This is a genomic window from Streptococcus sp. cx1 (assembly GCF_052384325.1).
In the GTDB taxonomy this organism is placed as follows: domain Bacteria; phylum Bacillota; class Bacilli; order Lactobacillales; family Streptococcaceae; genus Streptococcus; species Streptococcus salivarius_G.
Map to the genome: position 1 here is coordinate 181,890 of NZ_JBQSUN010000004.1, position 23,903 is coordinate 205,792.

Here is a 23,903-nt window from a genome sequence, read left to right on the forward strand (position 1 = left end):
ATATGATAGGTTAGCTCTCTAAGTTTAAAAGGAGAGCTTTTTTGATGGAGAGACGTTAGTAATTATTTTTTTCTTTTAAATTTCAGAAAATTAACTAAAAAAACCTTAACAAAAATGGTGGATTTGTATATAATAGTGTTTGTAAATTTAATCATTTAACAAATTTTCCTCATCATCTGTGAGTAATATCCATGAATACTTAGTACCCCACTTGGTTAGGAAAACTTTGCCAATCATTTATTTTTATGGGGAATGTGGGATATAGGATGAAATGGAAGGAATGATAAGTATGTCTATTATGGTTAAACATGTGAGTTTTGATGACTATCAAAAAACACAGACAAACTATAAAGATGCCAACTTTTTACAGTCAGCTGAGATGGCTAAGCTTCAGCTAAGCCGTAATCATATCGGAGAAGTAGAGGCTCTGGTTTTTGAAAGGGATGGCCTGCGGATAGGTCAAGCCATCGTTGTCTATAGAAGAAGCTTTCGTATCTTTAGAAAAGCTCTCTTGTTTCATGGACCCTTGCTAGATTACAATTCTATAGCTGATTTGACAGACCTTCTAGAGGCCTTGATACTCTACTTAAAAAAGAAAAATATTGCATCACTTTCTATCCATCCCTATCTTACCGATCTTATTAGGAATGAAGAACTTGAAATCATTGAAGAAGAAAAGGCTGATGAGGTCTCCAAGGTATTTGAAAAATTAGGTTTTGAGCAGTATTTAGATCCAGAACAGGCTCTAGTTGTTAATCAGATGTTTGTAAAACCAATTGATACCTTTACGACTTCTGATGAGATGCTCGCAGCTTTTTCACCATCTTTGAAGCGAGATTTAAAAAAATTCACTGCTTTGCATGTCAAAGTTGAAGAACTACGTGAGGACAATCTCAATCAGTTTTATGACATCCTAGTTCGGACAGCAGAGAGAAAAGGATTTTCAGTTCATCCATTGACCTATTTCCAAGATTTGAAGAGGAACTTTGGAGAATCTGCAAAGTTTATGTTGGCTTATTTGGATTGTCCAGCTTATTTGGCTTATCTTGATGAGAATATTAAATCTTTTGAAGCTAAGATTCAGGCTTTAAAAGATGGCCCACAGAAAAAACGAACCAAGGGTCAGATTGCGGATGCCGAAGATCAGCTTAGAAGTTACTATAAACGTTTAGAGCAATTTAAGACCTACCAAGTCACTGGTGACAAATTACCTCTTTCGGCCTATCTTTTTATGGATTATGGTTCAGAAATTGTCAGCTTTTACGGTGGGAATGATGAAGCCTACCTTAATTTTGGTGGAGCAGTCCTTCTTCATTGGGAAATGCTACAATATGCTAAGTGTGAGGGAAAAGAGCGGTTTAATTTTTATGGGACAATCGAAACTGAAGCGGCAAGTGCTGGAAAAGGGAATTTTAACTTCAAGCGTCAGTTTGGTGGGCAATTAGAGACTCTTGTTGGCTCTTTTGATAAAACCCTAAATCCTTTCTATGATATTTTTAAGAAAACACTAGGTAAAGACTAGTTCCTTGTATAGAAAAAAGTCAATTGAGGTTAAATTCATTACCTCAATTGACTTTTTTTAGTTTACAAATATTTTTTAGCGACTTCAATATCGCCAGCATAGTTATCGCGTTTACCATTTACGATCTGGAAGGCATCGGCACCTTTACCGGCAATAACCACAGCGTCTTTAGAGTCTGTAGTCTCAGACATTGCTGTTTTGATTGCTTCCTCTCGATCGACAATGATACGAACCTCGCGACTGATGTGACTAGCAATTTCCTGACAGATAGCAAGAGGATCCTCCTTGTTAGGATCATCGGCTGTTAGGATGACATCAACATCAGGGTAGGTATTGAGGACATGTCCAAAGTCTTTACGACGGCTTTCACCCTTATTTCCTGGAGCCCCTAGAATTAGACTAATACGACCATCTTGATGGCTGGTTACGACTTGTAAGAGCTTATCTAGGCTATCTCCATTGTGAGCATAGTCAACAAATGTCTTAGCCCCATTAGTTTGGGTTAGAACCTCCATACGCCCTGGAACAGAGGTTTGAGCGATTCCTTCCTTGATGTCTTGAAGGCTAGCTCCGAGACGTAGGCAGGCCAGACCAGCAGCCATAGCATTGTCCTGGTTAAAGTCACCGATAAGTTGGATATCATAGTCACCGGCTAATTTCCCACTTGCCTTAAAGCTAAAACCAGAGCCATGTTTAACAGCGTTGTCGGAGTTTTTACCATAGAAGTCATGCTCTTTATCCACAACTTCCTCAGCGATAAAATCAAAGTGATCCATACCGCTATTAACAATAACAACTCGACTGTTTTCCAAGAGAAGACGCTTATGGTAGAAGTAGTCTTCAAAGGTTGGGTGTTCAATAGGCCCAATATGGTCTGGGCTGATGTTAAGAAAGACACCTACATCAAAAGTCAGTCCATAGACACGCTTAGTCAGATAGGCTTGACTTGAGACTTCCATAATCAGATGGGTCATGCCATTAGCAACAGCTTCAGCCATCATACGGAAAAGATCCAAACTCTCAGGTGTTGTTAAGGTAGACTTGAAGAAGTTTTTTCCGTCTAGTGTCGTGTTCATGGTTGAAAGCATAGCAGGTTTATGACTTTGCTTGAGAATATTGAAGGCAAAGTAGGCTGCTGTTGTTTTCCCTTTTGTCCCAGTGAAAGCCAGCAATTTAAGCTTGTCTTGAGGGTATTGGTAGAAGGCCTGAGCAACGAGGCTCATAGCCTGCTTAATATCTGATACGATAATGGCAGGTATTCCCACTTGATAATCTTTCTCAGCCACGTAGAAACTCAAGCCAGCTTTGACAGCATTCTCTAAAAATTCAGGCTTGAAAGCAGCTCCTTTGGCAAAGAAGAGGGACGATGGTGTGACATCACGACTATCATAAGAAAGATGATCAAAAGTCACCCCAGTCCATGAATAGTAGTAGTTGTCTTGGTCGATAATATCTCTAAAATTATGGTCCTTTTTAAGAACCTCTAGAACTTGTTCAATAGTAATCATAGTTCCTATTTTAGCCTTAATGTTCTTGTTTTACAAGTCACAGCCAAAAGTTTATAATAAACTAGATTATATTTTATTCTCTAGAAAGAAAGTTATGACTGAAACTAAAACTGATACACAGCAGCAGCAGATGCTAAGAGGGACGGCATGGATGACAGCATCCAATATTATCAGTCGTCTATTGGGGGCACTCTACATTATTCCTTGGTATGCTTGGATGGGTAAACAAGGTGACCAAGCCAATGCCCTTTTTGGTCAAGGGTATAATATTTATGCTCTTTTCCTCTTGATTTCAACAGCAGGTATTCCAGTCGCAATTGCCAAACAGGTGTCTAAATACAACACACTTGGAAAGATGGAGACGAGTTTCTTCTTACTCAAGCGTATCTTGTATTACATGATTGGTCTCGGACTTATCTTTGGCGTTTTCATGTACTTTGCTTCGCCGTGGATGTCTTACCTTTCTGGGGGAGACGAGGATCTGGTTCGCGTCATGCGTAGTCTTTCTTGGGCAGTTGTTATTTTCCCATCGATGTCTGTTTTACGAGGCTTTTTCCAAGGCTTTAACAACATGAAACCTTATGCCTTGAGTCAGATTGCGGAACAGATTATCCGTGTTATTTGGATGCTGTTGGCGACCTTCTTCATCATGAAAATTGGGACAGGCGATTATGTGACAGCAGTTGTCCAATCGACTTTTGCCGCTTTTATCGGTATGTTGGCTAGTTATGGGGTGCTTTTCTTCTACCTTTGGAAGGAGGGTAAACTCAAGAGTCTTTTTGGCAAGCAGGCTGTTCATCCGGATATCAATCCAACTGCAATTGTTATTGAAACCTTTAAGGAAGCCATTCCTTTCATTATTACTGGGTCAGCAGTTCAACTTTTCCAGTTGATTGACCAATGGACCTTTATCCGTACTATGGAGAAGTTTACAAGCTATAGCAACAGTCAGCTTCAGGTTCTCTATGCTTACTTGTCTTCAAACCCAAGTAAGATTACTATGATTTTGATTGCTGTAGCTATCTCCATTGCTGGGGTTGGGATTCCACTCTTGACTGAAAATATGGTTAAGAAGGATCTTAGGGGAGCAGCTAAACTGATTATTAATAACTTACAGTTGCTTTTGCTCTTTATTGTTCCTGCCATTGTAGGATCAGTGATTTTAGCTAAACCACTTTATACAGTCTTTTATGGTGCGCCAGATAGTCAGGCCCACTTGCTCTTTGTAGCCAGTCTGATTCAAGTTATTTTCTTGGCCTTGTATAGCGTTTTAGCACCAATGCTTCAGGCAATCTTTGAAACCCGCAAAGCTATCAACTATTTTGCGATTGGGGTTTTAGTTAAGGCTATTCTACAGCTGCCATTGATTATTTTCTTAGGAGCCCTTGGCCCGGTTATTTCAACAGCCATCGGTTTAGGTGTTCCAATTGCTCTCATGTATAATCACCTCCACACTGTTACGCACTTTAGTCGTAAGACAGTGTTTAGAAAAGCCTTGCTCATCTGTATCCTTACGGTACTCATGGCTATTCCAGTTGCGATCTTCTATTGGTTGTTCCAGTTTGTATTGTCACCAACAAGCCGTATGGGTAGTGTGATTTACTTGGTCATTGGAGGAGGCCTTGGAATCGGTGTCTACGGCGTTCTTGCTCTTGTAACTCGTATGGCTGACCAACTACTTGGTGCCCGAGCTGCTAGTCTGCGTGCTAAATTACATATTAAATAAAATCTAAACCAAGTCATGTGGCTTGGTTTTTTTCTTTTCAACCTTTTCTGAAAAAGGAGTATAATAGGGGTGAAAAAATGAAATCGTTTTAATGATTTAGAATCGAGGAAAGGATTATGGTTGATTCTAGACAAGAACATATAAAATTAGGGACCTATCCTCCCGAACAAGTTTACCAAGTCTTGCAGACAAGCCCTCAGGGTTTGAGCTCACAAGAGGTTAAGGAGAGGCAGGCGACGTATGGCCCTAACCAATTGAAGGAAAGTAAGAAGGAGCCTATTTGGCTGACCTTTTTCAGACATTTTACTAGTCTTATGGCACTCTTATTGTGGGGTGGTGGCTTTATCGCCATGCTTTCTCATAGTTTAGAGTTGGGGATTGCAATTTGGTTGGTCAACATTATTAATGGTCTCTTTAGCTTTATTCAAGAATATAGGGCGAGTCAGGCTACGGCAGCTCTTAATAAGCTTCTTCCATCCTATGCGCGAGTTCTTCGTGATGGTAAGGAGGATAAGATTCTAGCTCAGGACTTGGTGCCAGGTGACTTGGTTTTCATTGAAGAAGGAGACCGTATTTCTGCAGATGGACGCTTGGTCGCTGTGACAGATTTGCAGGTTAACCAGTCTGCCCTCACTGGTGAGTCTAATCCTATTTATAAGTCAGATCAAGCAGATTTGACTCCCGACAAGACTGAGTTAGAGTATGACAATATGGTATTTGCAGGGACTACTGTCTCTTCTGGTTCTGGACATTTTATAGTATCTGCTATCGGGATGAAAACTGAGTTTGGACAGATTGCGGATTTGACACAGAATCTTGCTCAGGAAAAGAGTCCCCTTCAGAAAGAATTAGACCATTTGACTAAACAGATTTCAGTTATTGCGGTGTCTGTAGGTCTCTTCTTTATGGTGGCAGCGACTCTATTTGTCCATCAGCCTTTGTCTCAAGCCTTTATTTTTGCATTGGGGATGATTGTGGCCTTTATTCCTGAAGGACTTCTTCCCACAGTTACTCTATCTTTAGCCATGGCCGTTCAGCGCATGGCTAAGGACCATGCTTTGGTTAAGAAACTGTCTTCGGTTGAGACGTTGGGAGCAACTTCTGTTATTTGTTCGGATAAAACAGGGACTTTGACGCAAAATGCCATGACGGTTAACCATCTGTGGACTTTGTCAGACAGTTATGAGGTAACTGGGCTAGGTTATGCATCAGAAGGACAGATTGAGCAGGAAGGACGACCTATTTCTCTTGAAGACAATGAGCTTCTTAATCGTTTGGTACGATTCTCTCATTTGGCTAGTAATGCTCAAGTTGTGGCCCCTAGTGCTGATAATCCCAATTTTACAATTTTAGGTGATCCAACTGAGGCTTGTCTTAATGTTCTCGCCGAAAAAGCAGGAATTAATTTAAATGACAATCATACTTGGGCCCCTCGCCTCAAGGAAATCCCCTTTGATTCTGATCGTAAACGGATGACAACAGTGCATAAGCTTGAGTTAGGATTAGATGGCAGTCAGCATATTTCTATCACCAAAGGTGCTCCGAAAGAAGTGATGGAGCTTTGCTCAGACTATTATGATAATCAAGGAATGATTAAATCATTGACAGCTACTGAGCGTCAGGCTATCCTTGCGGCCAACGACCAGTTTGCCCGAGACGGTTTACGTGTTTTAGCTGTGGCCTATAGACCTTTAGACAGTGAGCATATTGGAGAAGACAAATGGGACATGCAGACCTTGGAGGACAATATGGTCTTTCTAGGCTTGGTTGCCATGAGTGATCCGCCACGTCAGGGTGTGCGTGAAGCCATTGAAAAATGCCATAGAGCTAGTATTCGTATTATCATGGTGACAGGTGATTATGGTTTGACAGCTCTTAGCATTGCTAAGAAAATCGGAATTGTACAAGGAGACGATGCGCGTGTTGTTTCAGGCCTTGAACTAGCTGGTATGGATGACAATCAGCTTAAAGAAGCTCTTAAAGGCGAAATCGTTTTTGCTCGTGTGGCTCCTGAACAAAAATACCGTGTGGTCAATGCCCTTCAAGAGCTTGGTGAAGTTGTCGCTGTTACTGGTGATGGTGTTAATGACGCCCCTGCCCTTAAAAAAGCTGATATCGGTGTAGCTATGGGGGTATCAGGAACTGATGTTGCCAAGGAATCTGCAGATATGATCTTAACAGATGATCATTTTGCTTCTATTGTTCATGCTGTCGAAGAAGGTCGTGCGGTTTATAGAAATATTCAAAAATTCCTGACTTATATTTTTAATTCCAACACACCAGAAGCTGTACCCTCTGCTTTCTTCTTGTTCTCTTTGGGACGTATACCTCTTCCCTTAACGGTTATGCAAATCCTAGCCATCGACCTGGGAACAGATATGATGCCTGCTTTGGGGCTAGGGGTTGAACCGCCTGAAGAGGGCGTTATGGACAGACCACCAAGACGTCTTTCAGATCGCTTGCTCAATCGACAATTGTTGATTAAGGCTTTTGTCTGGTATGGACTGATTGAAGCAGCCTTAGCTATGGGGGCTTTCTTCCTTAATTATTGGGTTAATCAAGGTAACTTAAACCATTTGGCCAGCTCAGGTCCTCTCTATCGAGAGGCAACTACCATGACCTTAGGAGCTATTATCTTTACCCAAATTGGTATGGCTATGAATAGTCGTAAAGGTAGAGGGTCTATATTCCAAGTTAAACCATTTGCTAATCGGATTATTAGCTTAGGGATTGTTTTAGAAATTGTTCTCTTTATTATCCTGACTTACGTGCCTTTCTTCCACACGTTATTTAACACCGCGCCTATTGGACTTGATGATTGGCTCTATTTACTTGCTTGTCCGTTTGTTATTATGGCTTTGGAAGAAATCAGATATCGCTTATTTGATAAAAAGTAAGTCAGTGGTTTACCTTAGATTGAAGCAAGACTTTTAAACCGTTTCTTAGTGCTTGAAACTATGATGTTTCAGGCACTTTTTAACGTTTGAAAATCTACTTTTGACAATCTCAAAAATTGGGCTTATTTTAAATTAGAGTCAGTATCTATCTGTCTTTTTAGGTTATAGAAATAAACTATAACTAACTATCAAGAATCCGTATGATGAACTTACCATTATTTTCAGAAAATAGTGATAAAATAGAGGTCATAGATATGGAGTATATCCACTTTACCATGTAGAAAGGGCGCATTATGACACAAGAATATCAATTAGAAACCATTTTGGCACACGCAGGAATCAATTCGGATGAAGCAACAGGAGCCTTGGCTTCACCAATTCATTTTTCAACAACTTACCAACATCCAGAATTTGGCCATTCTACTGGTTTTGACTATACACGAACTAAAAATCCAACACGCGCAACAGTGGAAAAAACACTTGCAGCTATTGAAAAAGCAGATTATGCTATTGCGACAAGTTCAGGGATGAGCGCCATTGTTTTGGCTTTTGAAATTTTCCCAGTAGGTAGCAAGGTTGTAGCTGCGCGTGACCTTTACGGAGGTTCTTTCCGTTGGTTTAATGACAAGGAAAAAGAAGGTCGTTTCTTTTTTGAATACACAAATACAGAAGATGAGATGATTGCGGCTATTACAGAAGATACCGATATTGTCTACATCGAAACACCGACAAACCCACTTATGATTGAGTTTGATATTGAAAAAGTGGCAAAAATTGCTCATGACAAGGGTGCGGTGGTTATTGTTGATAATACTTTCTATAGCCCAATCTATCAAACGCCGATTACTCAAGGTGCTGATATCGTTGTCCATTCAGCTACTAAATACCTATCAGGGCATAATGACGTTTTGGCTGGTGTTGTTGTGACTAGCAACCAAGAATTCTACGATAAACTTTATTATAATCTCAATACGACTGGTCCTACCTTGTCACCATTTGATAGCTATATGCTTATGCGTGGTCTTAAGACCTTAAAACTTCGTATGGAGGCATCAACAGCCAATGCTCAAGAAGTTGTTGCTTTCTTAGAAAAGTCAGCAGCTGTTAAGGAAGTTCTTTACCCAGGCAAGGGTGGTATGATTTCCTTTAAAGTGGCTAATCAAGACAAGATTCCAACTATTATCAATTCCCTAAAGGTCTTTACTTTTGCGGAGAGCTTAGGTGGTGTCGAGAGCTTGATTACCTACCCAACGACACAAACCCACGCAGATATTCCAAGTGATGTGCGTGCTTCCTATGGTTTGACAGACGACCTGCTTCGTCTTTCAATTGGTATTGAAGCAGCACAAGATTTGATTGCTGACTTGGAAAATGCCCTTAGTCTTTAAGGAGTTATCTATGACACGTTATGATTTTACAACACAACCAAATCGCTTGGATCAAAATACCATGAAATGGCACGAAGCCGAAAGTAATCCAGAACTACTTGAGCTTTGGGTTGCTGATATGGACTTCCTACCTGTTCCTGAGATTAGGGATGCAGTTATCAACTATGCTGAGACACATATTTTTGGTTATCCTTATCCAAGTGAAGAACTTTATCAGTCCATCATTAATTGGGAAAAAAATCAACACGGTTACGTCGTTGATAAGGAGAGTATTGTTCTCATTGAAGGTGTTGTTCCAGCCATTTCAACAGCCATTCAAGCCTTTACCAAAGAAGGTGATGCTGTTCTCATCAACACACCAGTTTATCCACCGTTTGCTCGTTCAGTCCGTTTGAATAATCGTCGATTGATTGAAAATAGTCTTGTTAAAGTTAATGGCCATTTCGAAATTGATTTTGAACAATTGGAACGTGATATCGTCGAGAATGATGTTAAACTTTATGTTTTCTGTAGCCCACATAACCCAGGTGGGCGTGTCTGGACCAAAGAGGAATTGACTAAGGTAGCAGATTTGTGCCAGAAACATGGTGTCCTCTTGGTATCTGATGAAATCCACCAAGACTTAGCTCTATATGGGAATAAGCACATCTCTATGAATACCATTTCAGATGCTTACAAGGACTTTACCTTGGTGCTTAGTTCGGCTACTAAAACCTTTAATATTGCTGGTACCAAAAACAGTTTTACTATCATTGAAAATGAAGACTTACGTAAAGCCTTTAAACAAAAGCAATTGGCAAATAATCAACATGAAATTCCAACCATTGGTTTGATTACAACCCAAGCAGCTCTGACCTATGGGCAACCTTGGTTAGAGGAATTGAAAACTGTCTTTGAAACTAATATTGACCTTTTAACCAAAGAATTTAGTGAAAAGACTAATATCAAGGTCATGAAACCTGAGGGAACTTACTTGGTTTGGCTTGATTTTTCAGCCTATGATCAAGACCATAATGAACTTGGACGTTTGCTTAAAGAAGAAGCCAAGGTAGTGCTAAATGACGGTATTACTTTTGGTTCCGAAGGAGAAAAACATTTCCGCTTTAACGTAGCTACGCCAACTACGGTTGTTGCCGAAGGAGTTAAACGTCTTGTTTCTGTCTTTGGAAAATAATAAAAGTGATGCTGTTTGCATCACTTTTATTATTGTTATGAGTGTACATCGTAGATTTTCAAGTTTAATAGTAGATCTTCCTGAGTGGAGAAAACCTTGACATCCTGCTTGCCAGAGGTATTAAATCTGGCTAGAGTGTAGGTTTGGCCATTGGGGAAGAAAATTTCCAAGCTACGATTGTCTGTAATAAGCGTTATAGTGATATTATCATTTTCCTTATAGAGACTGTCAGCTTGAAAACCTTGACCGTTACCCAAGAGTCCATCGTAATAGTAAGAAGAGGCAGTTTGACTACCATCCATGCTGTTGTTCAGTTCAGCAGCATAGGCAGAGACCCGATAGGTACCACTTGTTATTTGGTAGGCGATTTTAACGTAATCAGAGCCTTGCCAGATATCAATGTAGATATAGCCTCCTTCTTTCTTAATATTTGAAAAATGCAGTTGGTAATACCCCGCACTATTTTTTTCAGAAAGGTCAAGAAGGCCATTAGCATTCTGATTGTGACTTTTATCAATCCAAGGTTTTCTATTGTCACTGGTGAGTGGCCTTTGACTCGAAATGTTGCCGTTTTGATTTTTGAGGGTTAATTGTTCATTTTTATAGAGGGGAGCGGACTGAATAATACCGTCCTTATCCAGTTGTAGCTGTCTGGGTGTAGCGTAAAAACCGATAGTTTTTAGAAAATCACTCTTGGCCTCTTGGTCACTGTGAATGCCTGACGTGAAGTAATTCCAATTACCAACCCAGCCAAGACTGATAAGGTTATGATTGCTTTCTTCAATTCGATCGCTTCCAGTGAAGTTAGCGCCATAATAGTCTGAGCCTTGATCTAAGCGTTTTGTTTCTGTATCTGCAATAAATAAGCCGTTACCATCTAAATGCCCTACAGTATAGTAGGTTCCAGTTGTTTCGCCTGAAGCTGTATCCTTAGCTCCAAAAAAGAGAACTTGCTTGTCCTGACCGTCGGTTGTTGTCATTGTTTTGAGAACGGGACACTCGATAGGAGCATTGTCCTGCCACTTACGACCCTTAAAAAATGTTTCGGGTAGGATTTTGGAGACTCCCTTGCTATCTGCTTTGTTCCAGTTGATGCCATCTTGAGATTGATAAACACCTAGTGCGTCACCTTCAGCGACATACATGAGTAATTTGTCTTTGAAGTGGAAGACATAAGGATCGCGGAAGTCTTTACCGTTATAGGATTGTTCCTTTGTCAATAAAGGTTTACCATCTTTTAAGGCATTAGTAAAGCTAGCTCCCTTGTCATTTGATGCACTAGCATAGATTGCTTGGCTTCCATCATCCGTGAGTCCAGTAAAATAGGCGACAGGTTCTTCGTTTTGGATATCAGAAATCCCCTGACTATCTGTGACTACACTACCTGTCCAAGCAGAATGCCATCCTTCTTTAGAGTCGCCACCCTTTGATGGTATAGCAGTCTCTTGTTTACTATAGGTGATAAAATCTTTAGTCGTTGTATGTGTCCAATCTTGACCGTTGGGTCCAAAAGGATCAGTAGCCCCATCCACAGAGTGTAGAAAATAGATATCATAGTAATTTTTTTCTTGATTCCATACGATAGTCTGTAGGTCGTTAGACCATCCTTTATGAGATGCTAGATGAAAGGTTTGACTCACAGAAACCTTATTTGTTTTTTGGGAAGGATTGTTAGCGTTCTCATTTTTTATTATAAAAACAAAAAATAAAATTAAAAAAACGAGAGCTAAAATTAGAGGTGAATATTTTGATTCCATATAGTGATATTTCCTGATAAAATTACTTATTTTGTAGTTATTATTTTAACAAAAAAATAGTTTTTTACAAAAAATATCAATTTGTCATTAAAAAAAGATTGGAATTTAGATTAAAAAATGATAGAATAAAACATGTGAAAACCTAAAAGGAGAGTTTAATATGGATAGTACAATTAATTCACAGTCAAATACAGTAGCACCAAAGCAAGCAGAGTGCAAAAAGATGCGTTATAGCATCCGTAAGGTTGCCACAGTAGGGGCAACATCAGCGCTCGTTGGTACCTTGGCATTTTTGGGTGCCACTCAGGTAAAAGCTGATCAAGTTACAGAAACAGCACCAGCTGTAGCTACTGCGACAGCAACACCAGAAACAAGCACAGCATCTCTAACGGTAGCCAGTGAAACAGCAACAAGTGTGGCAACTTCAGAAGCAGTTGAATCTTCAGTTGCACATTCAGAGGTTACAACTACACCAGTTACAGAGACACAACCAAGCAACACAACTCCATCAGTAGTCGAAGAAAAGGCGTCTAGCACAGTAGTGACATCTTCATCAGATGCAACAACACCTTCATCAACAGTTGCTGCGGTTTCTGCTCCAGCTCATACATCAGAGGCTGCAGTAGAAGCACCAACTTCAACAGCAAGCTCAGAAACAGCTGATACACATACTGAAGTAGCCCTTAAACCTACTGAAAACAGCGCTGCTAATGCAAACCTTAGCAAACTTAACGGTCGTATCAAGTCTATTGTTGAAGATAATATGACCTCAGATCAAATCGTTGCCTTGACTGAGGAAGAAATTAAAGCACTTAATAAAGTTGACTTTAGCGATGATGCTATCAAGGGTACAGGTACTAGCTTGACTTACCGTAACTTGAAAGATATCGTTGCTAGCTTCTTGAAGCAAGACAGCAAATTGGCAGTTCCTTACTTTAAAGCAGATACAATCATCAATATGCCTGCTTTCAACACTGTTGATGCCCAAACGATGAAAAAAGAAGAAATCGACGTTTGGGATTCTTGGCCAGTCCAAGATGCTGAGTCAGGTGTAGTAAGCAACTGGAACGGTTATCAGTTGGTTATCTCAATGGCCGGTGCACCAAATAAAAACTCAAACCACATTTACTTGCTCTATAGTAAATACGGAGATAATGACTTTACGCATTGGAAAAATGCGGGTCCAATCTTTGGTTATAATGCCCTTGAAGATGACCAACAATGGTCAGGTTCAGCGACGGTAAACTCTGACGGTAGTATCCAACTTTACTACACTAAGAATGATACTAGTGGCGGTAAATTGAACTGGCAACAATTGGCTAGTGCTACACTTAACCTAGCTGTTGAAAACGACGAAGTTGTTATTAAGTCAGTTGAAAATGACCACATTCTCTTTGGTGGGGATAACTATCATTATCAAAGTTATCCAAAATTCATGAGTACTTTCAACGATGACCACAACCACGATGGAAATCCAGACCGTACAGATAACTACTGTCTTCGTGACCCACACATCATTGAAGATAACGGTAGCCGCTACCTTATTTTCGAATCAAATACAGGTGACGAAAACTACCAAGGCGAAAAACAAATTTACAAATGGTCAAACTATGGAGGAGATGACGCCTTTAACCTTAAGTCATTCCTCAATATTGTTAATAATAAACACCTTTACAACCTTGCATCATGGGCAAATGGTTCTATCGGTATCTTGAAACTTGATGATAATGAGAAAAATCCATCTGTAGCTGAACTTTACACACCGCTTGTCACTAGCCACATGGTTACTGATGAAGTAGAACGTCCAAGTGTTGTTAAGATGGGTGGCAAGTATTACCTCTTCACTGCTTCACGTATCAACAAATCTACGGATGCTGAAGGTACTGTAGCAGCGCGTGAAGCTGTCGGTGATGACGTTGTCATGCTTGGATTCGTATCAGACAGCCTCCGTGGGAAATACCGTCCACTTAACGGCTCAGGTGTGGTCTTGACAGCCTCTGTTCCAGCTGACTGGCGTACATCTACCTATTCTTACTATGCGGTTCCTGTTGAAGGATCATCAGATACTCTCTTGGTTACTTCTTACATGACTAACCGCGGTGGTATTGCTGGTGCTGAGAATAAATCAACATGGGCTCCAAGCTTCCTCATCAAGATGAATGCAGATGATACTACAGAAGTTCTTCCTAAGATGACCAACCAAGGGGACTGGATTTGGGATAAATCTAGTGAAAGCTTGGTACACGTGGCCGATCAAAACAGTGCTAAATTGCCAAATGAGGACTATAACGTAGATTATTATGCAGTGTCAGATTATGGTCTTAAACCACATACTTATCCTACAGTTGATGGTTCACCGGGCGTTTCTGAAGCTCGCGGTGTCTTAACTGTAACTGTTAAAGATGGTGAAGACAAGAAATCAGATAAATCAGAAACACCAGTAAATCCAACAGAAGGGAATCATTCTGTTGATGATAAGTCTAACAAACCAGATACACCTTCTAAACCAGCAGACAATAATCAACCATCAACTAATAAAGAAGATAAACCAGCAACGCCGACGAATCCAGATTCTCCAGTTCGTAATCCGTTCCCTTATTTCACAGACCGCCCATCTAATGATAATAATTCATCAGATGATCATCATGTAGAGGTTCCTGCGAAACCTTCAACAGAGAGTTCTGTGGGTGACCGTCGTCCAGTAGCTCAAGCTACAGAGATTGCGTCACCAGTACCAGAGGCTATTGTAGCAACTGGACCAACTGTTTCAACGACTCCTGTTAAAGAAGAGTCTGTCACTGAAACAGAAGCTCCAAAACCAGCTAAGTCTGAAGAGGAAGTTCAGTCTCACGGAGTCGCTAAAGCTGATGAAGTAACTAAGTCTGATGAGTCAAGTAAAGACAACAATACTAAAGTTGCTGCCAAACTTGCTACGACTCCTAAGACACCAAGTGATTCAGAAGGTTCAAAGAGCAACATTCTTTCAATCTTGGCGACTATCTTTGCAGCAATTGCAAGTCTAGCTCTTCTTGGCTATGGTTTGGTCACAGGAAAGATTCATTTGCCTAAAAAATAATCCTTTTCAAAAACGTTTGCAGTAAAGCAAGCGTTTTTTTTACCTTTTTGATATAATGGAGTGAATATAAAGCAAAGGAAGAAACTATTATGGGTAAATTTCAAGTTATTTCACATCCACTGATTCAACATAAACTTTCAATCCTCCGTCGTGAGGATACTTCTACTAAGGACTTCCGTGAGCTAGTTAATGAAATTGCTATGCTCATGGGTTACGAAGTGTCTCGTGACCTTCCTCTCGAAGAGGTTGAAATTCAAACACCAATTACTAAAACTGTACAAAAACAACTTTCTGGTAAGAAATTGGCGATTGTTCCAATTCTTCGTGCGGGTATTGGTATGGTCGATGGTTTCCTTAGCCTTGTACCAGCAGCTAAAGTTGGTCATATTGGTATGTATCGTGACGAGGAAACTCTTGAGCCAGTTGAGTACTTAGTTAAATTACCAGAAGACATTGATCAACGTCAGATCTTTGTAGTAGATCCAATGCTTGCGACTGGTGGTTCAGCAATCTTGGCAGTAGACTCACTTAAAAAACGTGGTGCAGCTAATATCAAGTTTGTTTGCTTGGTTGCAGCACCAGAAGGTGTCAAAAAATTGCAAGATGCTCACCCAGATATTGATATCTACACAGCATCATTGGATGAGAAACTTAATGAAAACGGTTATATTGTTCCAGGTCTTGGAGATGCAGGTGACCGTCTCTTTGGTACAAAATAAGTTGAAAAGGGAAAATTTCCCTTTTTTTACTAGATTAATAAGTTTTAAGTGAAATTGTTATAGAAGAGTTTAGCACTCTTTTAGAAAGAGTGCTAAGAATGATGTTTTTTATTTGACCTAATTTGACTAAAATCATATAATAGCATCAAGACAATATTAAAAGGAGGATTCATATGATTCCTGTAGTAATTGAACAAACATCACGCGGTGAGCGTTCTTATGATATTTACTCGCGTTTGCTCAAGGATCGTATCATCATGTTAACAGGTCCTGTTGAAGATAATATGGCAAACTCAATTATCGCCCAACTCTTGTTCTTGGATGCTCAAGACAATACAAAAGATATCTATCTTTATGTTAATACACCAGGTGGATCCGTTTCGGCAGGTCTTGCCATTGTTGATACAATGAACTTCATCAAGTCTGATGTTCAGACTATCGTTATGGGGATGGCAGCATCTATGGGAACAATTATCGCTTCAAGCGGTACCAAAGGTAAACGTTTCATGTTGCCAAATGCAGAGTACATGATTCACCAACCAATGGGTGGTACTGGTGGCGGTACGCAACAAACAGACATGGCTATCGCAGCTGAACACTTGCTCAAGACACGTAATAACTTGGAGCAAATCTTAGCAGATAATTCTGGACAACCAATTGAAAAGGTTCATGTAGACGCTGAACGTGACAATTGGATGAGTGCTCAAGAAACGCTTGAATATGGTTTCATCGATGAAATCATGGCTAATAACCAATTAAAATAAACTGAGCTTGTCTTAAACAAAAGTCAGATGCAAATCGGTTGTATAAGGACCGTTTCATCTGGCTTTTTGTGTTATAATAGAAAACATGTTAATAATCAATGAGGAGTTGCTTGCGATTGATCAAGCTATAGAGTGTCTTGTTTCGTGTTTTATAAAGCTACCTGAGATAGAGAATTACCGTTTAAAACGCCAGAAATTCGAAAATGACAGAGAACTTCAAGAGCAACTCTTTGCATTTCAAGAATTAAAAGATAGCTATGATGCTGCTAAGGCGTATGAGGCTTTTAGACCAGATGTGAGAGAGTTGAAACGTCAGGTTTTGCGAATGAAGCGCCAAATTGATTTAAACGAGGTGGTTATTGGCTATCGTCGGGCAGAGTTCGATTTACAGACCATTTTAGCCAATCTTGGTGAGGAGATTGCCCAAGCTGTTTCAGACCAGATTTTTATTGATACTGGGCTACCTCTTGCCCCTCATAAACCACATCATAAAAAGGGAGACACTAACATAAAGGAGAAGATGAGTCATGATTAAGCGTCAAGGCATTATTGTTTATTTATACTACAATAGAGACTTACGTAAAATTGCCAAGTTTGGGGATGTTGTCTACCATTCTTATAAGATGCGTTATGTGCACCTTTATGTAGATGAGGACAAGGTCGAGGATATTTTGAAAGAGCTCGATGGAATGAAAGCAGTGAAAAAAGTTCTGCCTTCTTACTATTCTGATATTGATATGGACTTTGTAGGTAGTCTGGAACGTTACGACACCTCAGTCCCTGAACCGTTTAAGAACTTTTCTCTTTAATAAGAGAAAAGTTTTTTTCTTTTTAAAGAGTTATTCTTAAAGTAATGGAAACGATTACTGCCGCTAAAGCTTAGTTATGTGTAGTTGACAATTGTCTGATAATTCTGTAAGCTATAAGGTGGACTTTTTTAAGAAAATATTAAGGAGAAATCTTATGTCTAAAAAGATCACACTTATTGTGTTAGCCTTTTTTGCTTCCATTTTCTTGGTTGCCTGTGGCAAGTCACCAGATGTGACTGCTAATGCCAATGGTACTAAGATTGGCGATACCATCAAAATTGGTGTTAACATGGAGTTGACAGGTGCCGTTGCAGCCTATGGTAAGGCGGAGCAGAATGGTATTAAGTTGGCTGTTGACGAAATTAACAAAGCTGGTGGCGTCGATGGCAAAAAGCTTGAGCTTGTCACAAAAGATAATAAATCTGAAAATGCTGAAGCTTCAACATCTTCAACGAACTTGGCTATTCAGAGTAATGTAAATGCTATCGTTGGTCCAGCGACATCAGGTGCTGTTGCTGCGGCTAGCCTCGTATCACAAAAAACAGGGGTTCCTTTGCTGACACCTTCAGGTACGCAGGATGACCTTACGGTAGATGCTAATGGTACGAAGAAATTCGTTTTCCGTACAACCTTCAAGGATAGTTACCAAGGTAAAGTTTTGGCAGCTTATTCTTACAATAATTTGAATGCTAAGAAAGTAGTTCTCTACTATGATAATGCTTCAGATTATGCCAAAGGTATTGCGGATGAATTCAAGCGTGAATATAAAGGTCAAATCGTTACTGAAGCTACCTTTGCTTCAGGGGACAAGGACTATCAGTCAGCCTTGACAAAATTTAAAGACCTTGATTATGATGCTATTGTAATGCCAGGTTACTATACTGAGACTGGTATTATCACTAAACAAGCACGTGACCTTGGAATTGATAAACCAATCCTTGGACCTGACGGATTTAGTGATGCGAAATTTACTGAGCTTGCAGGTAAAAAGAATGCGTCAAACGTCTACTATGTATCAGGATATTCAACAAATGTTGCTCTTTCTGACAAGGCATCAGGTTTCATTAAAGCATATAAGAAAGCTTATAACACTGACCCAAATATGTTTGCTGCTCTAGCTTACGATTCTGTTTATATGATTGCAGAAGCATCAAAAGGTGCGAAAACATCAGTTGATATTGCCGATAACTTAGCACATTTGAAAAACTTTGTCGGGGTTACAGGTAAAATGACGATTGATAAGGATCATAACCCTATTAAAGCAGCTCTTATGGTTAAAAGAGATAATGGTGAAGAAGTTTCAGCGGAAGCCGTTGAAATTGAAAAATAATCTGTTATCTATACTAAAAATGAACTAGAAAGTTTGGTTATATATGTTTTTTGAACAACTTCCCCAACAACTAGTCAATGGTATCATCTTGGGTAGTATCTATGCCCTACTTGCCCTTGGATATACCATGGTTTATGGGATTATCAAATTGATTAACTTTGCTCATGGAGACATCTATATGATGGGTGCCTTCGTTGGTTACTATGCGATTAATAGCCTCGGAATGAATTTCTGGGTTGCCCTTGTCTTTGCTATGCTTGTCTGTGCGATTTTAGGGGTTGTCATTGAGTTCTTGGCTTATCGCCCACTCCGTAATTCGACACGTATTTCTGCCTTGATTACGGCTATTGGTGTCTCATTCTTCCTTGAGTACATCATGGTTCTCTTTGTAGGTGCAGATACACGTTCATTCCCTCAAAAGATTGCAATTAAGACTTATCATCTTGGATCAATCTCTGTAACAAATGTGCAATTGCTTATCTTGGTAGTTGCCCTTGTCCTTATGGTTGCTCTTCAATTGATTGTTAAAAAGACTAAGATGGGTAAAGCTATGCGTGCCGTATCTGTAGACAGTGATGCAGCTGAATTGATGGGTATTAATGTTAATAATACTATCAGCTTCACTTTTGCTCTTGGATCATCACTAGCAGGGGCAGCGGGTGTCCTTATTGGTCTTTACTATAACTCTATCGAACCTCTTATGGGTATGACACCAGGTATTAAAGCCTTTGTTGCTGCCGTTCTTGGTGGTATCGGTATTATCCCTGGTGCAGCACTTGGTGGATTTGTTATCGGTATTTTGGAGACATTATCAACTGCAATTGGTTTGTCAAGTTACCGTGATGCCATCGTTTATGGTGTCTTGATCGTTATCCTTTTGGTTCGCCCAGCGGGTATCCTCGGTAAAAATGTGAAAGAGAAGGTGTAAGACATGAAGAAAAATCTAAAAGTAAACCTTATTTGGTTTGGTCTTATCATTGGGCTCTTCCTTATCTTGAAAGGTCTTGAACTTTCAGGTATCATGAACCTTTACTACATCCAAATCTTAATGGGGATTGGAATCTCAATCCTTATGGGACTTGGTACTAACTTGGTTCTTGGTTTCTCAGGGCAATTTACACTTGGTCAAGCTGGTTTCATGGCAATTGGTGCCTATTCATCAGCTATCATCACTGGTATGATGCCAACATATGACGGTTTCTACCTCTCAATGGTTGTCGGTGTCATCATCGCAGCTATTGTTGCCCTTATCTTTGGTCTACCTACCCTTCGTTTGAAAGGTGACTACCTTGCCATTGCAACTCTTGGTATGGCTGAAATCATCCGTATCATTATCGTTAATGGTGGTGAATTGACCAATGGTGCCGCTGGTTTGACAGGTATCCTTCCCTATACTAGTTGGCCTGTAATTTATTTCTTTGTGGTAATCATTACCATTTTGGTGCTTAATTTCTTACGTTCAGCAACTGGACGTCAAGCAATCACTCTTCGTGAAGATGAAATTGCTGCTGAGTCAATGGGTGTTAATGTCACAAAAATGAAGGTTCTTATCTTTGTTATTGGTGCCATGATTTCAGCGATTGCTGGTTCACTTTATGTCAGCTACATCGGTACAGTCGTGCCGAAAGACTTCACCATCATGAAATCAATTGATTACCTTATCATTGCCGTTCTTGGTGGTCTTGGATCAATCACAGGTACTATCATTGCCGCTGTTGTTCTTGGTATTATCAACATGTTCCTACAAAATGTTTCAAACCTTCGTATGATTATTTACGCCTTGGCTTTGATTCTTGTAATGCTCTTCCGTCCAGGTGGACTTCTTGGAACAAAAGAACTCTATCTCTCAAAATTCTTCAATAAATCTAAGGAGGGCAAATAAAATGGCACTTCTTGAAGTTAAAAATCTGACTAAAAACTTCGGTGGTTTGACTGCCGTTGGTGATGTTTCAATGGAACTCAATGAAGGTGAGTTGGTTGGGCTTATCGGACCAAATGGCGCTGGTAAAACAACCTTGTTTAACCTTTTGACAGGTGTCTATGAGCCAAGTGAAGGGACTGTTATACTTGATGGTACAGTCCTAAACGGTAAAGCACCTTATAAAATCGCTTCACTCGGTTTGTCACGTACTTTCCAAAATATCCGTCTTTTCAAAGACATGACTGTACTTGAAAACGTTCTTGTTGGTTTATCAAATAAGCAACCTTCAAATTTCTTTGCATCTCTTTTGCGTTTGCCTAAGTACTATTCAAGTGAAGAAGAGTTAAAAGCAAAAGCTATGAAACTGTTGGCTATCTTCAACTTGGATGGTGAGGCAGATACACTTGCGAAAAACTTGGCTTACGGACAACAACGTCATTTGGAGATTGTTCGTGCACTTGCAACAGAACCAAAAATTCTTTTCCTTGATGAACCAGCTGCGGGTATGAACCCACAAGAAACAGCTGAATTGACTGCTCATATTCGTCAAATTCAAAAAGACTTCGGAATTACCATCATCTTGATTGAGCACGATATGAGTTTGGTCATGGATGTTACTGAGCGTATCTATGTTTTGGAATATGGACGCTTGATTGCCGAAGGAACACCTGATGAAATTAAGAATAACAAACGCGTTATTGAAGCTTACTTGGGAGGTGAAGCATAATGGCAATGTTGAAAGTTGAAAATCTCTCAATTAAATATGGATCGATCGAAGCTGTAAAAAACGTCAGCTTTGAAGTTAATGAAGGTGAAGTCGTAACTCTTATCGGAGCTAACGGTGCAGGTAAGACATCAATTCTTCGTACCATCTCAGGTCTTGTTCGTCCAACTGAGGGAACCATTTCTTATCTTGGAAACGACATCCACAAAACACCAGCACGTAAGATTGTTGCCGAAGGTTTGGCTCAAGTACCTGAGGGACGTCATGTATTTGCAGGATTAACCGTAATGGAAAATCTTGAAATGGGAGCTTTCCTTCATACAAATAAAGAAGAGAACGCAGCTCTCTTGAAAAAAGTCTTCCAACGTTTCCCACGTCTAGAAGAACGTAAGAATCAAGATGCAGCGACACTTTCTGGTGGTGAGCAACAAATGCTTGCAATGGGTCGTGCCCTTATGAGTCGTCCAAAACTTTTGCTTTTGGATGAACCTTCAATGGGACTTGCTCCAATCTTTATTCAAGAAATTTTTGATATTATCGAAGATATTAAGGCGCAAGGAACTACAGTTCTTTTGATTGAACAAAATGCCAATAAGGCTTTGTCAATTGCTGATCGCGGTTATGTTCTTGAAACTGGTAAAGTAGTTCTTTCAGGTACTGGTGAAGAACTTCTTGCATCAGATGAAGTTCGTAAAGCCTATCTTGGAGGATAAGAAAAAGCGCCCGAGGGCGTTTTTCTATCGTCTTATGCTGATTGTAAAATACTAATTTTTCAGTAAAATATTGCAATCGGTTTCAATTAGTGTGGTATAATACAAGTAAGAAATCATTCGGAGGAAAATGAAACATGGCAGTAAAAGATTTTATGACGAAACGTGTAGTTTATGTCTCACCAGAAACAACAGTTGCAGCAGCTGCAGATATTATGCGTGATAAAGGTTTGCGCCGTTTGCCAGTAATTGAACACGATAAACTTGTTGGGCTTGTTACAGAAGGTACAATGGCGGAGGCCTCACCATCAAAAGCAACAAGCTTGTCAATTTATGAAATGAATTATCTCCTTAATAAGACAAAAGTAGGAGATATCATGATCAAGAATGTCCTTACTGTTTCCAAATATGCTAGCCTTGAGGATGCAATCTATATCATGCTTCAAAATAAGGTTGGAGTCCTTCCAGTTGTGGACAATGACCAAATTTCAGGAATTATCACAGATAAAGATGTCTTTCGTGCTTTCTTGGAAATTTCTGGTTATGGTCAAGCTGGAATTCGTATTGGGTTGGAAGTTACAGATACTCCACGTGTTTTGGAAAAAATTGCGAACCTTATTGCTAGTGAGAATCTCAACATCGAACGTACAATTGTTGCCCCTAAAAATGACACTGTACTTCGTGTTGAACTTCAAGTTGAAGGAGAGATTGGGATTGAACAACTCAAGAAGGTTTTTGTAGAAGCAGGATTTACAGTTACTGAAATTGCAGAAACAGAAGCAAAAGAGTTAGACTAATAACAAGGATAAAAAAACAGAAAGTTTGTAGGAACAGTTCAGTGGAAATGAGATTAAAATCCTTACTTTTTCTAGTAATTGATGAACTACAGGCTTAACTTTATACAATAAAAAGAGGCTAGAGCATTATGCTCCAGCTTCTTTTTTATTAGTCTTGAAAATCGTAAAGTGTTGTAGAGAGGTAGCGCTCACCATTGTCAGGCAAGAGTGTCAAGACTTTTTTGCCTTCGCCAAGCTCAGCGGCAACCTTTAGGGCAGCAGCAATAGCAGCACCTGATGAGATACCAGCTAGGAAACCTTCTTGGCTACCCAATGTACGTGATGTTGCGATAGCTTCATCAGAAGGAATACGCACAACACTGTCATATGATTTTGTATCCAATGTGTCAGGAATGAAACCAGTTGAGATACCTTGGATTTTGTGTGGTCCTGGTTTATCACCATTCAAGACAGCAGATTCGTCAGCTTCGATACCATAAACCTTGATATTTGGATTGGCAGCCTTAAGGGTTTTTGAAACACCTGAAATAGTACCACCAGTACCGATACCAGCAACAAAAGCATCCAAACCTTCTGCACCAAAATCTTCAAGAATTTCTTGGCCAGTTGTAGCCGCATGAACAGCTGGGTTTGATGGGTTAGCAAATTGAAGAGGTACCCAACCATTGCGTTCAGCAGCAACTTCTTTAGCCTTAGCAATTGCACCCTTCATTCCTTCGCTACCAGGAGTCAAAACAAGCTCAGCTCCATAAGCTTGGATGATTTTACGACGTTCAACACTCATTGTATCAGGCATTACGATAACAACTTTATAGCCTTTAGCAGCACCGACCCAAGCAAGACCGATACCAGTGTTACCTGAAGTTGGTTCAACAATGGTATCACCAGGTTTAATCGTACCAGCCTTTTCAGCATCTTCAATCATACGAAGAGCAATACGGTCTTTTACTGAAGAACCAGGGTTGAATGCTTCGAGTTTAACGTAAACATCTGCTGATCCTTCTGGAACAATAGAGTTAAGTTTAATAACAGGTGTTTTTCCAACAAGTTCGGTAATTGAGTTGTAAATTGTCATATTTAA

General features: G+C 39.9%; 19 protein-coding genes. 16 read left to right on the forward strand and 3 right to left on the reverse strand.

Going from position 1 to position 23,903, the window contains the following annotated elements; genetic code table 11:
* Window positions 1-289 precede the first annotated feature (289 nt).
* Window positions 290-1,522 carry a lipid II:glycine glycyltransferase FemX gene (locus ACT170_RS07050; RefSeq protein WP_014633914.1) on the forward strand — a complete coding sequence of 411 codons (1,233 nt, stop codon included), beginning with the start codon at window positions 290-292 and terminating at the stop codon, window positions 1,520-1,522.
* A gap of 62 nt (window positions 1,523-1,584) precedes the next feature.
* On the opposite strand, the gene ACT170_RS07055 is transcribed toward ACT170_RS07050, so the two are convergent.
* Window positions 1,585-3,030 carry a UDP-N-acetylmuramoyl-L-alanyl-D-glutamate--L-lysine ligase gene (locus ACT170_RS07055; protein ID WP_021143575.1) on the reverse strand — a complete coding sequence of 482 codons (1,446 nt, stop codon included), beginning with the start codon at window positions 3,028-3,030 and terminating at the stop codon, window positions 1,585-1,587.
* Between the two features lie 94 nt (window positions 3,031-3,124).
* Between ACT170_RS07055 and ACT170_RS07060 the strand changes: the two genes are divergently transcribed.
* From ACT170_RS07060 to ACT170_RS07075, 4 genes are all read left to right on the forward strand, one after another.
* Complete coding sequence (locus ACT170_RS07060) at window positions 3,125-4,756, forward strand: putative polysaccharide biosynthesis protein (RefSeq protein ID WP_014633916.1); 1,632 nt, start codon at window positions 3,125-3,127, stop codon at window positions 4,754-4,756.
* Between the two features lie 116 nt (window positions 4,757-4,872).
* On the forward strand, window positions 4,873-7,653 hold the full coding sequence (locus tag ACT170_RS07065; RefSeq protein ID WP_021143577.1) for a cation-translocating P-type ATPase: 2,781 nt from the start codon (window positions 4,873-4,875) through the stop codon (window positions 7,651-7,653).
* Between the two features lie 293 nt (window positions 7,654-7,946).
* Complete coding sequence (locus ACT170_RS07070; protein ID WP_013990081.1) at window positions 7,947-9,041, forward strand: cystathionine gamma-synthase; 1,095 nt, start codon at window positions 7,947-7,949, stop codon at window positions 9,039-9,041.
* 10 nt (window positions 9,042-9,051) lie between these two features.
* Window positions 9,052-10,215, forward strand: coding sequence for a MalY/PatB family protein (locus tag ACT170_RS07075; RefSeq protein ID WP_444818158.1), 1,164 nt, complete (start codon window positions 9,052-9,054; stop codon window positions 10,213-10,215).
* Between the two features lie 35 nt (window positions 10,216-10,250).
* On the opposite strand, the gene ACT170_RS07080 is transcribed toward ACT170_RS07075, so the two are convergent.
* Window positions 10,251-11,855 carry a GH32 C-terminal domain-containing protein gene (locus tag ACT170_RS07080; RefSeq protein ID WP_444818159.1) on the reverse strand — a complete coding sequence of 535 codons (1,605 nt, stop codon included), beginning with the start codon at window positions 11,853-11,855 and terminating at the stop codon, window positions 10,251-10,253.
* A gap of 277 nt (window positions 11,856-12,132) precedes the next feature.
* Between ACT170_RS07080 and ACT170_RS07085 the strand changes: the two genes are divergently transcribed.
* From ACT170_RS07085 to ACT170_RS07135, 11 genes are all read left to right on the forward strand, one after another.
* Window positions 12,133-15,048 carry a glycoside hydrolase family 68 protein gene (locus ACT170_RS07085; protein WP_444818160.1) on the forward strand — a complete coding sequence of 972 codons (2,916 nt, stop codon included), beginning with the start codon at window positions 12,133-12,135 and terminating at the stop codon, window positions 15,046-15,048.
* 89 nt (window positions 15,049-15,137) lie between these two features.
* Window positions 15,138-15,767 carry a uracil phosphoribosyltransferase gene (upp, locus tag ACT170_RS07090; protein ID WP_002883819.1) on the forward strand — a complete coding sequence of 210 codons (630 nt, stop codon included), beginning with the start codon at window positions 15,138-15,140 and terminating at the stop codon, window positions 15,765-15,767.
* A gap of 173 nt (window positions 15,768-15,940) precedes the next feature.
* Window positions 15,941-16,531, forward strand: coding sequence for an ATP-dependent Clp protease proteolytic subunit (locus ACT170_RS07095; RefSeq protein ID WP_002883818.1), 591 nt, complete (start codon window positions 15,941-15,943; stop codon window positions 16,529-16,531).
* An 85-nt stretch (window positions 16,532-16,616) separates the two neighbouring features.
* Window positions 16,617-17,066, forward strand: a complete 450-nt coding sequence (locus ACT170_RS07100; RefSeq protein WP_021143581.1) for a YlbF family regulator — start codon at window positions 16,617-16,619, stop codon at window positions 17,064-17,066.
* Window positions 17,059-17,340 (forward strand): YlbG family protein, encoded by a 282-nt coding sequence (locus ACT170_RS07105; RefSeq protein WP_002890011.1) that lies wholly within the window; start codon window positions 17,059-17,061, stop codon window positions 17,338-17,340. The genes ACT170_RS07100 and ACT170_RS07105 overlap by 8 nt, the downstream gene beginning before the upstream one ends.
* A 154-nt stretch (window positions 17,341-17,494) precedes the next feature.
* Window positions 17,495-18,670, forward strand: coding sequence for an ABC transporter substrate-binding protein (locus ACT170_RS07110; RefSeq protein WP_002883756.1), 1,176 nt, complete (start codon window positions 17,495-17,497; stop codon window positions 18,668-18,670).
* A 43-nt stretch (window positions 18,671-18,713) separates the two neighbouring features.
* Window positions 18,714-19,598: a branched-chain amino acid ABC transporter permease gene (locus ACT170_RS07115; RefSeq protein ID WP_002883743.1), complete on the forward strand. Its 885-nt coding sequence runs from the start codon at window positions 18,714-18,716 to the stop codon at window positions 19,596-19,598.
* A 3-nt stretch (window positions 19,599-19,601) separates the two neighbouring features.
* Complete coding sequence (locus tag ACT170_RS07120; protein ID WP_002883720.1) at window positions 19,602-20,552, forward strand: branched-chain amino acid ABC transporter permease; 951 nt, start codon at window positions 19,602-19,604, stop codon at window positions 20,550-20,552.
* Window position 20,553: 1 nt separating this feature from the next.
* Window positions 20,554-21,318: an ABC transporter ATP-binding protein gene (locus ACT170_RS07125; RefSeq protein WP_021143582.1), complete on the forward strand. Its 765-nt coding sequence runs from the start codon at window positions 20,554-20,556 to the stop codon at window positions 21,316-21,318.
* Window positions 21,318-22,028 (forward strand): ABC transporter ATP-binding protein, encoded by a 711-nt coding sequence (locus tag ACT170_RS07130; RefSeq protein ID WP_002883761.1) that lies wholly within the window; start codon window positions 21,318-21,320, stop codon window positions 22,026-22,028. Before ACT170_RS07125 ends, ACT170_RS07130 begins: the two co-directional genes overlap by 1 nt.
* A 134-nt stretch (window positions 22,029-22,162) precedes the next feature.
* Window positions 22,163-22,822 carry a CBS and ACT domain-containing protein gene (locus ACT170_RS07135; RefSeq protein WP_002890017.1) on the forward strand — a complete coding sequence of 220 codons (660 nt, stop codon included), beginning with the start codon at window positions 22,163-22,165 and terminating at the stop codon, window positions 22,820-22,822.
* A 148-nt stretch (window positions 22,823-22,970) separates the two neighbouring features.
* Here the strand turns inward: ACT170_RS07135 and cysK are convergent, their stop codons facing one another.
* On the reverse strand, window positions 22,971-23,897 hold the full coding sequence (gene cysK, locus ACT170_RS07140; protein WP_002883742.1) for a cysteine synthase A: 927 nt from the start codon (window positions 23,895-23,897) through the stop codon (window positions 22,971-22,973).
* Window positions 23,898-23,903: the final 6 nt, after the last annotated feature.

What these genes read in the sequence shown, in the direction of transcription:
- ACT170_RS07110 (WP_002883756.1), top strand. Translation starts at nt 17,495, where the DNA reads ATGTCTAAAAAGATCACACTTATTGTGTTAGCCTTTTTTGCTTCCATT.
- ACT170_RS07135 (WP_002890017.1), top strand. Translation starts at nt 22,163, where the DNA reads ATGGCAGTAAAAGATTTTATGACGAAACGTGTAGTTTATGTCTCACCA.
- ACT170_RS07070 (WP_013990081.1), top strand. Translation starts at nt 7,947, where the DNA reads ATGACACAAGAATATCAATTAGAAACCATTTTGGCACACGCAGGAATC.
- ACT170_RS07130 (WP_002883761.1), top strand. Translation starts at nt 21,318, where the DNA reads ATGGCAATGTTGAAAGTTGAAAATCTCTCAATTAAATATGGATCGATC.
- ACT170_RS07115 (WP_002883743.1), top strand. Translation starts at nt 18,714, where the DNA reads ATGTTTTTTGAACAACTTCCCCAACAACTAGTCAATGGTATCATCTTG.
- ACT170_RS07125 (WP_021143582.1), top strand. Translation starts at nt 20,554, where the DNA reads ATGGCACTTCTTGAAGTTAAAAATCTGACTAAAAACTTCGGTGGTTTG.
- ACT170_RS07095 (WP_002883818.1), top strand. Translation starts at nt 15,941, where the DNA reads ATGATTCCTGTAGTAATTGAACAAACATCACGCGGTGAGCGTTCTTAT.
- upp (WP_002883819.1), top strand. Translation starts at nt 15,138, where the DNA reads ATGGGTAAATTTCAAGTTATTTCACATCCACTGATTCAACATAAACTT.
- ACT170_RS07105 (WP_002890011.1), top strand. Translation starts at nt 17,059, where the DNA reads ATGATTAAGCGTCAAGGCATTATTGTTTATTTATACTACAATAGAGAC.
- ACT170_RS07120 (WP_002883720.1), top strand. Translation starts at nt 19,602, where the DNA reads ATGAAGAAAAATCTAAAAGTAAACCTTATTTGGTTTGGTCTTATCATT.
- ACT170_RS07075 (WP_444818158.1), top strand. Translation starts at nt 9,052, where the DNA reads ATGACACGTTATGATTTTACAACACAACCAAATCGCTTGGATCAAAAT.
- ACT170_RS07055 (WP_021143575.1), bottom strand. Translation starts at nt 3,030, where the DNA reads ATGATTACTATTGAACAAGTTCTAGAGGTTCTTAAAAAGGACCATAAT.
- ACT170_RS07060 (WP_014633916.1), top strand. Translation starts at nt 3,125, where the DNA reads ATGACTGAAACTAAAACTGATACACAGCAGCAGCAGATGCTAAGAGGG.
- ACT170_RS07085 (WP_444818160.1), top strand. Translation starts at nt 12,133, where the DNA reads ATGGATAGTACAATTAATTCACAGTCAAATACAGTAGCACCAAAGCAA.
- cysK (WP_002883742.1), bottom strand. Translation starts at nt 23,897, where the DNA reads ATGACAATTTACAACTCAATTACCGAACTTGTTGGAAAAACACCTGTT.
- ACT170_RS07050 (WP_014633914.1), top strand. Translation starts at nt 290, where the DNA reads ATGTCTATTATGGTTAAACATGTGAGTTTTGATGACTATCAAAAAACA.
- ACT170_RS07100 (WP_021143581.1), top strand. Translation starts at nt 16,617, where the DNA reads ATGTTAATAATCAATGAGGAGTTGCTTGCGATTGATCAAGCTATAGAG.
- ACT170_RS07065 (WP_021143577.1), top strand. Translation starts at nt 4,873, where the DNA reads ATGGTTGATTCTAGACAAGAACATATAAAATTAGGGACCTATCCTCCC.